At 72.1% G+C, this 12,928-nt stretch carries 10 protein-coding genes; 6 read left to right on the forward strand and 4 right to left on the reverse strand.

All coding sequences use genetic code 11. From position 1 onward, the window contains the following. Nucleotides 1-1,328, reverse strand: a 1,328-nt coding sequence (locus QM638_RS06385; RefSeq protein WP_415141116.1) for a transglutaminase family protein, incomplete at its 3' end; no start/stop codon positions are given. A 90-nt stretch (nucleotides 1,329-1,418) separates the two neighbouring features. Continuing rightward, a complete protein-coding gene (gene hisC, locus QM638_RS06390) occupies nucleotides 1,419-2,501 on the reverse strand; it encodes a histidinol-phosphate transaminase (RefSeq protein ID WP_415141117.1) in 1,083 nt (360 codons plus the stop codon). A 52-nt stretch (nucleotides 2,502-2,553) separates the two neighbouring features. On the opposite strand from hisC, the gene QM638_RS06395 reads away from it, so the two are divergent. The 4 genes from QM638_RS06395 (at nucleotide 2,554) to QM638_RS06410 (ending at nucleotide 5,117) form a co-directional block, all read left to right on the forward strand. Beyond that, complete coding sequence (locus QM638_RS06395) at nucleotides 2,554-3,267, forward strand: GntR family transcriptional regulator (RefSeq protein WP_415141118.1); 714 nt, start codon at nucleotides 2,554-2,556, stop codon at nucleotides 3,265-3,267. An 89-nt stretch (nucleotides 3,268-3,356) separates the two neighbouring features. Beyond that, on the forward strand, nucleotides 3,357-3,746 hold the full coding sequence (locus QM638_RS06400; RefSeq protein ID WP_415141119.1) for a phage holin family protein: 390 nt from the start codon (nucleotides 3,357-3,359) through the stop codon (nucleotides 3,744-3,746). After that, nucleotides 3,743-4,258 (forward strand): low molecular weight protein-tyrosine-phosphatase, encoded by a 516-nt coding sequence (locus tag QM638_RS06405; protein WP_415141120.1) that lies wholly within the window; start codon nucleotides 3,743-3,745, stop codon nucleotides 4,256-4,258. The genes QM638_RS06400 and QM638_RS06405 overlap by 4 nt, the downstream gene beginning before the upstream one ends. Nucleotide 4,259: 1 nt before the next feature. Next, complete coding sequence (locus tag QM638_RS06410; protein ID WP_415141121.1) at nucleotides 4,260-5,117, forward strand: fructosamine kinase family protein; 858 nt, start codon at nucleotides 4,260-4,262, stop codon at nucleotides 5,115-5,117. 34 nt (nucleotides 5,118-5,151) lie between these two features. Here QM638_RS06410 and QM638_RS06415 read toward each other — a convergent pair whose 3' ends face one another. Next, nucleotides 5,152-7,119 (reverse strand): acyltransferase family protein, encoded by a 1,968-nt coding sequence (locus QM638_RS06415; protein ID WP_415141122.1) that lies wholly within the window; start codon nucleotides 7,117-7,119, stop codon nucleotides 5,152-5,154. Nucleotides 7,120-7,320: 201 nt separating this feature from the next. Between QM638_RS06415 and QM638_RS06420 the strand changes: the two genes are divergently transcribed. Then, nucleotides 7,321-8,529, forward strand: coding sequence for an MFS transporter (locus QM638_RS06420; RefSeq protein WP_415141123.1), 1,209 nt, complete (start codon nucleotides 7,321-7,323; stop codon nucleotides 8,527-8,529). 28 nt (nucleotides 8,530-8,557) lie between these two features. Here QM638_RS06420 and QM638_RS06425 read toward each other — a convergent pair whose 3' ends face one another. Continuing rightward, a complete protein-coding gene (locus QM638_RS06425) occupies nucleotides 8,558-9,466 on the reverse strand; it encodes a LysR family transcriptional regulator (RefSeq protein ID WP_415141124.1) in 909 nt (302 codons plus the stop codon). Between the two features lie 238 nt (nucleotides 9,467-9,704). Between QM638_RS06425 and QM638_RS06430 the strand changes: the two genes are divergently transcribed. Further along, a complete protein-coding gene (locus QM638_RS06430) occupies nucleotides 9,705-12,872 on the forward strand; it encodes a glycosyl hydrolase (protein WP_415141125.1) in 3,168 nt (1,055 codons plus the stop codon). Nucleotides 12,873-12,928: the final 56 nt, after the last annotated feature.

Consider the following 12,928-nt stretch of genomic DNA (forward strand, 5'->3'; position numbering starts at 1 on the left):
ACCCCGACCCGCCGCGAGCCGGCCGCCGGGTCCGGCGCGCAGGGATCTGCGCCAGGACCGGCCCACGGGTCGGCCAGCAGCGCCGGATCCCGCCACAGCGGGACCCCGTCGGTGCGCCACTGCAGCGCGATGTTCCATCGCGGCAGCGGCTCGCCCGGATACCACTTGCCCTGGCCGCGGTGCACCACGCCGCCCTCGGCGTACACCCGGCGCAGCCGCTCGGCGAGGTCGCCCGCCAGGGCACGCTTGTGCGGCCCGTCGGCGTCGGTGTTCCACTCCGGGCTGGTCTGGTCGTCGAGAGAGACGAACGTCGGCTCGCCCCCCATGGTGAGGGTGATCTCCTGCGCGGCGAGCCGGGCATCGACCGCCTCGCCGAGCGCGTCGATGCGCGCCCACTCGGCGTCGGTGTAGGGCCGGGTGACCCGCGGGTCCTCGTGCACGCGGCGTACCTCGTTGTGGAAGCCGAAGGTGACCTCGACCGGCTCGGTGGCGCCCTCGATCGGGGCCGCGGAGCTGGGGTGCGGCGTCGCCGAGAGGGGGATGTGGCCCTCACCGGCGAACAGCGCCGAGGTCGGGTCGAGCCCGACCCATCCGGCCCCGGGGATGAACACCTCGCACCAGGCGTGCAGGTCGGTGAAGTCCCGCTCCGGCCCACGCGGACCGTCGAAGGCGTCGGCGACGAAGGGGTCGGTGGTCAGCTGGACCAGATAGCCGGAGACGAAGCGGGCCGCCAGGCCGAACTGGCGCAGCAGGCTGACCAGCAGCCAGGCCGAGTCCCGGCAGGAGCCGATGCCCAGCCGGAGGGTGTCATCGGGGGTCTGCACCCCCGCCTCCATCCGCACGCTGTAGGCGACGTCCGCGTTGACCGCCGCGTTCAGCTCGGCCAGGAACTGCACCGTCGGCACGCCGTCGGCCGGCAGCGACGGCAGCTTGCCGCGCCACACCTCCGCCTGCGCGCTGTCCTCGACCGGCCGCAGGTACGGCGCCAGATCCTCGGCCAGCTCCGGTGAGTAGTCGAACGGGAACCGCTCGGCGTACTCCTCGACGAAGAAGTCCAGCGGGTTGATCACCATCAGGTCGGCCACCAGGCCGACGGTGATCTCGAGTCGGTCGGCCTTCTCCGGGAAGACCAGCCGGACCAGCCAGTTGCCGAACGGATCCTGTTGCCAGTTCTCGTAGTGATCGGCCGGGCTGACCTGCAGCGAGTACGCCTCGATCGGGGTCCGGCTGTGCGGCGCGGGCCGCAGCCGGACGACGTGCGGCCCGATCGCCACCGGCCGGGCGAACTCGTAGGTGGTGCGATGCTCGAGCGCGACCTTGATCGACATGTGCCCAGGGTGTCCGATCCGTGTTGCGACCGGGTAACGGTGTCCGGCCACGGAACCGCGGGACTCCTCGTTCGTCGAGCCGGATCCTTCCTACCGCGAGGAGGGGAGCCTCCGGGCGACCTCGATGAGCCGGCTGTTGGCCTCCACCTCGCCGATGCTGGCCCGTACGCCGTCGCCGAGCGCCCGCACCACGATGCCGGCCTCCTCGGCGGCGGCCACGAACCTCGCCATCGCGTCGGGAGCGCCGGCGAAGTCGAACCAGACGAAGTTGCCCTGCGCCTCCGGCAGCCGCCAGCCGGCCGCCCGGCAGCCGGCCAGCACCCGGTCACGCTCGGTCACCAGCCGCTCCACCCGGGCGAGCAGCTCGTCGCGGCGCCGCAGCGAGGCCACCGCCGCGGCCTGGGCGACCACGCTGACCCCGAACGGCAGGCCGACCGCACGCAGCGTGGCGGCGATCGGGGCCGGCGCCACGGCGTAGCCGACCCGGAAGCCGGCCAGCCCGTAGGCCTTGGAGAACGTCCGCAGCAGCACCACATTGCGATGCCGGCGATAGGTGGCGATCCCGTCGACCGGGTCCGCGCCGCGGACGAACTCCTGGTAGGCCTCGTCCACGACCACCACCACGTCGGCCGGGATCCGCGCCAGGAAGTCGTCCAGCTCGGCCTGGGTCAGGGCCGGTCCGGTCGGGTTGTTCGGGGTGCAGACCAGCACCACCCGGGTACGGGCGGTCACCGCCGCCGCCATCGACGCCAGGTCGTGCCGGGCGTCGGCGGTCAACGGCACCTGCACCGAGGTCGCCCCCGCCGCCAGGGTCGCGATCGGGTAGGCCTCGAAGCTGCGCCAGGCGTAGAGGACCTCGTCGCCCGGGCCGGCGTACGCCGCGACGAGCTGGTAGATCAGCGCGACCGCACCGGTGCCCAGCGCCAGGTCGGCGACCGGCACGTCAAGGGTCGCGGCCAGGGCGGCGTACAGGTCGGTGTTGCCGGCGTCCGGATAGCGGTTCATCTCGGCGGCGGCCGCCACCGCGGCCTCGATCACCCCCGGCAGCGGCGGATAGGGGTTCTCGTTCGAGGAGAGCTTGTAGGTCGTCAGGCCCGGCCGGGCGACCGGGGCCTTCCCGGCGACGTACGCCGGCATGGCGCTGATCCCGGGTCGAGGGGTGGGCTCGCTCATCGGGTCAGCCTAGGGCCGAACCGCCGGGTCGGCGTACGCGAGAATGGACGGCATGTCGGACCCCGCCACCTTCGCGAGCCTGAGCCTCGACGAGCCCGCCTCGACGGTCGAGCGGGTCGCCCAGGAGCTGCGGCGCGCGATCTTCGACGGCGAGCTCGAGTCCGGGACCTCGCTGCGCGAGCAGGCCCTGGCCGCATCACTGGGGGTGGCGCGCTCGACCGTCCGCGAGGCGCTCGCCGTCCTGGTGGCGGAGGGGCTGGCCGACCGGGCGCCGAACCGCGGTGTCAGCGTGACCACGCCGCAGGCGGACTCGGTGCGCGATGTCTGCGTGGCCCGGCAGGTCCTCGAGGAGGCCGGCGTGCGCAGCTGGCCGACGGCGACGCCGGCTGCCCGGGATCGGGTACGGCGACGGCTCCAGGAGTACATCTCGGCGATCGAGAGGGGTGCCGACTATCCCGAGCTCAACGTGCGCCACCTCGACTTCCACCTCAGCCTGGTCGAGCTCACCGGCTCGCCGCGGCTGATCGCGATGGAGCGCCAGCTCGCCGTCGAGCTCAAGCTGGCGCTCGCCCAGGTCGAGCGGATCCGGCGCAACGCGCACGACCAGGCCGAGTCGCACGCCGCCCTGGTCGCGCTCCTCGACGAGGACGACATCGCCGGTGCCGCGACCTTTCTGCGGGCGCACCTGCGCGGCGCGGCCGAGGAGATCTGTGCCGCGCTCGGGCTCGACGACTGGCCGGCGCCCGACCCACCGCCGGTCGAGTAGCGAGGAGCTGATTCGCGAACGGATCCGGCATCGATCGACGCCTCCCCGAGGCAGGGGTCCTCTTGGCTGCGGCTGCCACAATCCGTTGCGTGCGCTTCTTGACGCTGCTGGTGACCAACGCGATCGCACTCGCCGTCGCGGTCTGGCTGGTGCCCGGGATCTGGTTCGCCGGCCCCACGGGCGGGTCCGAGGAGATCAAGCACAAGATCGTGCCGCTGCTGGTGGTCGCGGCGATCATGGTGTTCTTGAACTACCTGGTCAAGCCGGTCCTCACCGTCTTGTCGATCCCGTTCATCATCGTCACGCTCGGGCTGTTCCTGCTGGTGGTCAACGCGGCCGTGCTCGGGCTGGCCGCCTGGATCAGCGGACACACCCGCTACGGCCTGCATGTGGACGACTTCTGGTCGGCGGTGCTGGGCGGTCTGATCATCGCGATCGTCGCCTCGGTCGTCCGACGGATGCTGGAGGATGATCGGTGAGTCCGGGTGCCGCCGCGGGCCCAGGCGGCGCCCCGGTCCGCCTCGCGATGGTCTGCCTCGGCAACATCTGCCGCTCGCCGATGGCCGAGGTGGTGCTGCGCGATCGACTGGACGCGGCCGGCCTGGCCGGGGTGGAGACGGTCTCGGCCGGCACCGGTGACTGGCACGTCGGCGAGCCGATGGACCCCCGCGCCGCCGCCACGCTGACCGCCGCCGGCTATGACCCGAGCCGGCACCGGGCGCGGCAGTGGCCGGTCGGCGAGCCGACGGACTACGCCCTGGTCCTGGCGATGGACGGCGCCAACCTCAGCGCGCTGCGCCACCAGGGCTGTCCACCGGAGGTGACCCGGCTCTTCCGCGACTTCGACCCGCTCGGCCGGGGCGCGGACGTGCCCGATCCCTACTACGGTGGAGACGACGGCTTCGTGGAGGTGCTCGACATGGTGGAGCGGACCAGCGACGAGATCGTCGCCTGGCTGCGGGACCGGGTCGGCCCCGGAGCGGGCGGCTGACGTGCCCCGTCAGCCGTTGGTCTCCCGGCGCGCCGAACAGCTGCTGGGTCGGGTGGTGGTGAGCACCGCGCCGGTCCCCGGCGGGAACATCGCCACCGCCACCAAGCTGCGGCTCGGCGACGGCTCGCAGGCGCTGATGAAGACGCTCTCACACGCGCCCGCCGACTTCTTCCCGACCGAGGCCCGCGGGTTGCGCTGGCTGGCCGAGGCCGACCCGGGCCTGGTCCCGGACGTGCTCGCCGCCGAGCAGGACTGCCTGATCATCGGGTGGGTCGACGTCGGCCGGCCGACGTCGGAGTCGGCGGAGGCACTGGGCAAGGCGCTGGCCGGGCTGCACCGCCGCGGCGCGGACCGCTTCGGAGCGACCGCGGACGGCTACATCGGCAGGCTCCCGCTGCCCAACCGGCCGACACCGACCTGGGCGGAGTTCTACGCCGTCCGCCGGGTGCTGCCCTACCTCAAGCTCGCGGTGGACCGCGGGGCGGTCGAGCCCGACGAGGCGGCCGCCATCGAGTCGGTCATCGGCCGGCTCACCGCGCTGCTGCCCGAGGAGCCACCGGCCCGGCTGCACGGCGACCTGTGGAACGGGAACGTGCTGTGGGACGCGACCGGCGGCGCCCGGCTGATCGACCCGGCCGCGTACGGCGGCCACCGCGAGCTCGACCTCGCCATGCTCGCCCTCTTCGGCCTGCCGCACCTGGACCGGGTGATCGACTCCTACCAGGAGGTCACGCCGCTGGCCGAGGGCTGGGCCGACCGGGTCGCGCTGCACCAGCTCTTCCCACTGCTGGCGCACGCGGCCATGTTCGGCGGCGGGTACGGCGCCCGAGCGGCCGCCGCGGCGGCCCGCTACCGGTGAGGCCTCCGCCGGAGCCGCGCGACGGCGCGGACGGTCAGCCCGAGAGCCCCGAGAGCCCCGACAGCACAGCCGCCACCGTGGCGGCGTAGAGCTTGCCGCCGGCGGTGCCGGGGTGGATCCGATCCGGCCCGAGGTCGTCGAGATGGGCCGAGATGGCATCGCGCCAGTCCACCAGGCGTGCCTTCGGATCGCTCCTGACGTACGCCGAGAGCTGGCTGTTCACCGAGTGCTCCCACTCCCGGTCGGCGTACACGTTGACGAAGACCAGCAACCGCTGCGGGCCGGCGATCCGACGCAGCTCGGCGAGGACGCCGCTGCCGAGGTAGCCGTTGGTGCCGACGCCGATCAGGACCACCTGGCGCAGCCGGTGCTGCCGCTTGAGCATCCGCATCACCCCGGGCACGGCGCTGGCCTGGCGCGACACCTCGGCGTGGATGTCGATGCCGGCGAACCGGTCCAGCAGCGCGGGCGCGGCGGCGAGCATCACCGAGTCGCCGATGCCCGTCATCCGCCGGCCGACCGGCACCGTCGCGGTGCCGTCGCGCCGCGATGTCGATCGTTCATGGGTGGCGCCGCGGTGGGCGTCGCCGTTCTTCTCGGCCGCCTTCTTCGCCTTCTTCGCCTTCGTCGCCGCGTGCGCGCTGGCGGCCGCCTTCGCCTGGGCGTTGGCCTCGCGGATGGCCGCCTGACCGGCCTCGATCTGCTGCTGCGCGGTGGTCTCCTGGGGCGCGCGCAGCGCGGTCACGGTGGTCAGGACTCCCGCCAGGACGAGGGCACCGGCCACCACTCCGGCCACCGCGCGCGACCTGCCCGGTCGCCGTACCTGGGCGGCGATGGCGGCAGCGTACCCGGTGAAGCCCAGGTGCACGATCGGCCGCTCCACCCAGACGTAGGAGGCGGCCGCGACGGCCAGCGTGAGCGCGACGGCGACCGAGGCGGTGAGCACGGCGTGGTCGTGGGCGACGTCGCCGAAGCGATAGCGCAGTCCGATCAGGATCGGCCAGTGCCACAGGTACAGGCCGTAGGAGATCACGCCGATCCGACGCAGCGGCTCCACCGAGAGCGCCCGCGCCAGCGGGCCATGACCGGCCACGACGGTGGCCACGATCAACGCGGTCAGCCCGGCGACCGCCGGCAGTCCGAGGATGTAGGTGGTCCGGTCCTCACCGGCGAGGACGAGCACCGCGAGGGTCAGCCCCGCGAGGGCGAGCGCCCCGCCGAGATCGGAGGTGGCCCGCCGCGGCACCAGTCCGAGCTGCCGGGCGAGGGCGAGCAGGGCGCCCGCCAGCAGCGCGAAGGCATGGGTGTCCGAGCCGTAGTAGGCGCGGCCGATGTCGCCGATCGCCGCGAATGCGGCCATGGCGAGGATGGAGACCGCCGCGGCGGCCGCCACGGCGAGGAGCCGGGTGCGGTTGCGCGGGAACAGCATCATCATCGCGATCAGTGCGATCGGCCAGACCAGATAGAACTGCTCCTCGACCGCCAGCGACCACAGGTGCTGCAGGATCGGCGGGGAGGACTCGGCGAAGTAGTTGTTCCCGGCGGCGATCAGGTGCCAGTTGGTGAAGAACCCCGCGGCCGCGACCAGCTGCGCACCGAAGCCGACCGCCGGGTCGCCGCCGATCACCGCGAGCGCGGCGCCGCAGCCCACCACCAGGAGCGCGAGCGCGGGCAGCAGCCGACGGGCCCGGCGCAGCCAGAACCGGCGTACGCCGATCCGGCCGCGAGCGCGCTCCCGGAGCAGGCCGGTGGTGATCAGGAACCCGCTGAGCACGAAGAACACGTCGACGCCGATGAAGCCACCCGGGAACGTGCCGGGGAAGGCGTGGAAGACGATCACCGCCGTCACCGCCAGCGCTCGCAGCCCGTCCAGCGCCGCCAGCCGGGGACCGGTGCCGTCCGGACCACGGCGCAGCGGGGCCGACCACCAGCGTGCGCCCGCGCCGGAACCGGCCGGCCGGCCGGTGTCGGCGGGATCGGTGCGGGTGGGGGTGAGCGTCAACGGTGTCCTCGGCTGATCGGCATGCAGGCAGACCTTTGATCACACCATCACAGCGGCCGGTCGGTACGGCGGACCCGGTCGGCGTGTCGACCGTCGCGGGACCAGATATCGTGAGCGTGGCTAAGAGATTCCGGGGAGGGACGCCGACGACGACCGTCCACCCGCGGAGTCGCCGAGGAACCGCGAGCGGACGGGGCGTGGATGACCGACACGGCACTGAGCGTGCTGCGTCGCATCGCCCCCTCGGCGCTGCTGCCGGCACTCGTCTACGAGATCGGCAACGGGGCGGTCGCACCGATCATCGCGCTGGTGGCGCTCGACGAGGGCGCCTCCACCGGCATCGCCGGGCTGATGCTCTCCCTGCTCGGCATCGGCCGGATCCTCGGCGACGTGCCGGCCGCGGTGCTGGCCGATCGGATCGGCGACCGGCGGGCGATGTCGGTCTCGAACGCGGTCACCGCCGCCTGCCTGCTGGGTGCGCTGCTGAGTCACTCCATCTGGGTCCTCGCGGCCGCGCTGACCCTGATCGGGGCGTGCAACTCCACCTTCTACCTGGCGCGGCAGACCTATGTCTCCGAGGTGGTGCCGATCGGCCTGCGCGCCCGAGCGCTCTCGACGCTCGCCGGGGCGCACCGGGTCGGGTTGTTCGTGGGACCGTTCGTCGGCGCGGCGGCGATCTCGGTGTGGGGCACTCGAGCGGCGTTCGGGGTCGCGATGGCCACCTCGGTCGCCACCGCAGCACTGCTGCTGGCGATCCCGAACGAGGAGCGGGCCGGTGACCGGCCACCCAGCCACCGCGGCGGGGTGCGCGCCCGGGAGATGTTCGCCTCCCACCGACGGCTGTTCCTCACCCTCGGCCTGGCCGTGGCGGCGGTCGGCGCGGTCCGAGCCGCCCGGCAGACCGTGGTACCGCTGTGGGCCGACCACATCGGCCTGTCCGCCACCGCCACCAGCCTGGTCTTCGGGGTGGCCAACGCCGTCGACATGTCGCTGTTCTACCCCTCCGGACACGTCATGGACCGACTCGGTCGGCTGTGGGTCGCGGTGCCGGCGATGGTGCTGCTGGGCGCCGGGATGATCGTCCTGCCACTGGCGCACGACGCGGTCGCTCTGGGGGTGGCGGCGATCGTGATGAGCTTCGGCAACGGGCTCGGCTCGGGCATCATGATGACGCTGGGCGCGGACGCGGCCCCGGCCGACGGCCGCACCACGTTCCTCTCGCTGTGGCGCCTGCTCGGCGACACCGGCCAGGCGATCGGACCGCTGGTGCCCGCCGTCGTCGCGGGCCTCGCCACGCTCGCCCTCGGTGTGTCGGTCACCGGCCTGCTCGGCCTGCTCGCCGCCGCGGGCCTGCGCCGCTGGGTGCCGGTCCATGCGCCGTACGACGCCCACCGCAGCCCGTTCGGATGACGGCCCGGGCGCACGAGCATCGGCAGCGTCAGCCAGCCGTCGCGCCCATGCATTCGGCGATCACGCCCCGCAACCACCGGTGCCCCGGGTCGTGCTCCCGGGTCGGATGCCACCACAGCGTCAGGCTGAGCGGCGCCATCGGCCACGGGCACGGCACCACCCGCACGCCGATCACCTCGGCCGTCGCGGCCACCAGCGACTCCTGCACCACCCCGACCCGCGTGGTGCCGGCCACCAGGTGGGGCACCGCGGCGAAGCTCTCGGTGCTCCCGACCACCGGAAGCTCGACGCCGTGGGCAAGCAGCCGCTTGACCCACGGCTCGTGACCGTGCTTGGGCGCGGTCGGCAGCACCCAGCCCCACTCCTCGACCTGCGCCAGCGCGATCTCGGTGCCCACGCTCGGGTGATCCGCCGCGACCACGCAGACCCACCGGTCGGCGTACAGGCCGGTCGAGGGTTTGTCGGTGAAGACGTCACGCGGACCGAGCCAGCCGTCCACGTGCGCCAGCGGATCACCGGGTTGGTCGGCGAACGCCGGCCACCGGAAGACCAACCGAGCCCTCGGCGCCTCGGCGGCGAACCGTTCGGCGATCCGCCTCCCGAGCACCATCTGGCCGTACTCGGTGGAGGCGAGGACGAACTCGCGGCGGCTCGCCCGGGGGTCGAAGGAGTCGGTCGATCCGAGCATCTCCTGGGTGGCACTGACCGCCTCCGCGGCCAGCGGTGCGAGCCGCTGGGCCACCGGGGTCAGGGTGTAGCCACCGCGTTCGCGCACCAGCAGCTCGTCGCCGAAGTGTCGCCGAAGTCGGGCGAGTGCCCTGCTCACCGCCGGCTGAGTCAGGCCGAGTCGCCGCGCGGCACCGCTCACGCTGCGTTCGGTGAGTAGCGCGTCGAGAGTGGCGACCAGGTTCCAGTCGATCCGATTGAGCTCTTCCACCGCCCGAATCCGCCTCCTCCCCGAATCGCCCCTCAGGCTCTTCCCATCCGGCGCATAGGTGCCTATGCCCGATGCTCATGACGCGATGGGCCCGAACCTGTTGCGCTCGTCACACCAACCTGTGAAGGATGGCATACCAGGTTTCTTGAAACGATTCAAGATCCGCACGCATCGCGACTGCGAAGACTCGGGCAAGAGCAGCCGTGTCGTGTCACGTCCGAGGCAAGAGAGGCACTCAATGACCCCCACGACGACGACGGCCCGGCGCCGTCGGCGCTGGCTGTGGACGGCGGCGGCCACCAGCGCCGTACTGGCCGGAAGCCTGGCGCCGACCGCCAGCGGCGCGACCGAGACCGCCAGCGGTCCGCTGGCCTCAGGCGGAATCTCGACCCACGCGACCGGCTCCCGCAACCCGGTCACCAAGCTGACCGCCAGCAGCTTCGCGACGCCGTCCGGCAACGACCGCCCCTGGGTACGGTGGAACTTCAAGCCGGACGACGCGGCCACCACCATCGCCTCGCTCAAGGCCGACCTCACCGACGCCGCCGAGCACCACATCGGCGGGGTCGAGATCGGCCAGGGCGGCGTACCCAGCCAGGCACAGCTCGCTGCCATCTACGCCCAGGCGGACAAACTCGGCATCAAGGTCAGCCTCAAGGTGGCCAGCGGAGTGCCGAACGGTGACTACTCCGCCAGTGACGACTACGCCCGCCGTACGCTCGGCAACTACCGCCTCACCGTCGACGCGGGCGGCTCGGTGGACGCCGACCTCCCCGGCCCGACCAGCGGCAATCCGGGCACCATCGTCGCCGTGCTCGCCTACGAGTGCACCGACGCCACCTGCGCCAGCGACGGCACCGTCTCGCTCGAGCGCGACTCGGTGGTGAACCTCACCGACCAGGTCACCGGTACCAACACCGACGGCTACAACGACGGCAGCACCTCGGGCCACCTCGCCTGGACCGCGCCCGACCACGGCGGCCAGTGGGTGGTGCTGACCTTCCGCGCGATCCCGTTCGGCACCACCCCCGAGACCCTGAGCAAGCAGGGCACCGCCGAGCTCACCAGCGCCTACGACGACTACCTGTCGGGCGGATTGGGTGCGCTGATGAAGAAGAACGGCGGTGACTTCTTCGTCGACTCCCACGCCAGCGACCCGTGGGGCGCGCCGGAGGAGCTGTGGTCCTCCACCATGGCGAGTGAGTTCGAGGACCGCACCGGCTACGACATCGTCCCCGACCTGGCCGCCCTGGTCGACCCGACGATGGCTGGCGCCAGCCTCGGCGGCGCGCCGACGACCGGAACCTTCTACACCTTCTCCGACGGGAGTGCGACCCGGGTCCGCTCGGACTTCAACAAGGTGCGCAGCGACCTGTACACCGAGAACCGGCTCATCCCGTTCCAGAACTGGGCGCACACCTACCGCACCTCGCTGCGCCTGCAGCAGGAGGACGGCCCGATCACCTCGATCGGCGACCAGCTGCAGACCTCGTCGGTGCTGGACCGCTCGGAGTACGAGTCGCTGACCGGCAGCGACCAGACCGACATCTACCGGCCGATGGCCTCGGCCAACCACATGACCGGCAACACCTGGTACAGCACCGAGTGCTGCGCGGTGCTCAACGAGAGCTGGGCCGAGACCACCCAGGACATGATCGTCCGGATGAACCACGAGTTCGCCGGCGGCGTGACCCGGCTCGTCTACCACACCCGCCCCTCGACCGCGACCTCCACCAGCAGCTGGCCCGGCCCGGGTTACAGCGGTGGGGACGCCAAGGTCGGCTTCGCCAACTCCTACAACGGCCAGAACCCGTACTACGTCGACGCGGCCACGACCAACGACTACTTCGCCCGCAACACGATGGTGCTGACCCAGGGCAGGGCTCGGGTCGACATCGCGGTCTATCAGCGCAACTACTCCTCGCCCTCGGCGTTCTCCACCTCGGACACCAACAACCGACACTGGCAGGACCTCGGCCTGCAGCGCGCCGGCTACTCCTGGGACTACACCGACGAGTCGCTCTTCGACCTACCGAACGCCACGGTCACCCACCATCGGCTGGCCGACCAGGGCCCGGGATACCAGGCGCTGATCTTCGACAAGGACCTCTATCCGACCTCCAACACCGCTCGCGGTGGGATGTCGGTCGCCGCGGCGAAGAAGTTCCTGTCCTACGCCAAGGCCGGGCTGCCGATCGTCTTCGTCGGTACGCCGACCGGCACGGCCTCGATGGTCGACGACGACTCCACGCTCTCGACCCTGGTGACCAAGATCCTCGCGCGCAAGAACGTGGTCCGGGTGCGCTCCGAGGCAGCCGTACCGGCCGCCCTGAAGCAGCTCGGCGTCACCCCGCATGCCCAGCCGAGGACCAACTCGAGCCTGCTCAGCGTGCGGCGCGAGGACACCTCGACCCGGACCAACTACTACTACCTCTACAACGAAGGCGTCGACGCGGCAGCCGCCTCCACCTCCGTCTACGGCGAGAACCCCTCCAACCTCTACGAGGAGCCAGCGGCCTGCCGGACCAGCGACGGGGTCGACAACCCGTGCATGGCGACCGGCGAGGAGGTCGACACCGACGTCACCCTGACCGGTGGCGGGACGCCGTACAAGCTCGACACCTTCAGCGGGAGGATCACCCCGATCACCGACTACACCCGGCACGGCAACAAGGTGACCGTGCGCGTGCAGCTCGGCCGGGATCAGTCCACCGTGATCGCACTGAGCAGCAAGACCGGCCGGTTCAAGGTCAAGGTCCCCGCGCAGCACGCGGTCGTCACCACCGCCGACCGCACCGTGGCCCGCGGCAGGCACGTCGCGGTGCGGGCGACCAGCGCCGGGACGTACCGCACGGTGCTCGGCAACGGCACGCTGGTCACCACCAAGATCCGCAGCGTGCCGGCGACCCGCAACCTGACCAAGGCCGCCTGGAGGCTCAGCGTCCAGGACTGGCGGCCGACCAACGCCTACGGCACCACCGGCGTCGCCGGCAGCGCCACCACCAGGCATCGTGTCTCGGTGATGCTCAAGGGCCTCAAGGCCTGGCCGGACATCCCGGCGCTGGCGGACGCGTCCGGAGTGGGCACCTACACCACCACCGTCACGCTCCCCAAGCGCTGGGACACGACGTACGGCGCGACCCTGGATCTCGGCCAGGTCAGTGACTCGGTCAGTGTCTGGGTCAACGGCCACCGGGTGCGGATCGACCAGGTCGACCCGACCGCCGATCTCGGTCGCTGGCTCAAGGCCGGTCGGAACACACTCGTGGTCCGAGTCGCCACCACGCTGAACAACCGGCTCTCCGCGCTCGACTCGGAGGTGAAGGCCCGCGGCCTGGTCGAGGAGAACGGGCTGGTCGGGCCGGTGCGGCTCATGCCCTACCGGGAGGTGAGGGTCACCAAGTAGACCGATGAGGAGTGGGGGGGCGGAGGACGGGGGACCCCCCCCCACAAAGCCGCGCC

The organism is Nocardioides sp., assembly GCF_047606145.1.
GTDB lineage: Bacteria > Actinomycetota > Actinomycetes > Propionibacteriales > Nocardioidaceae > Nocardioides.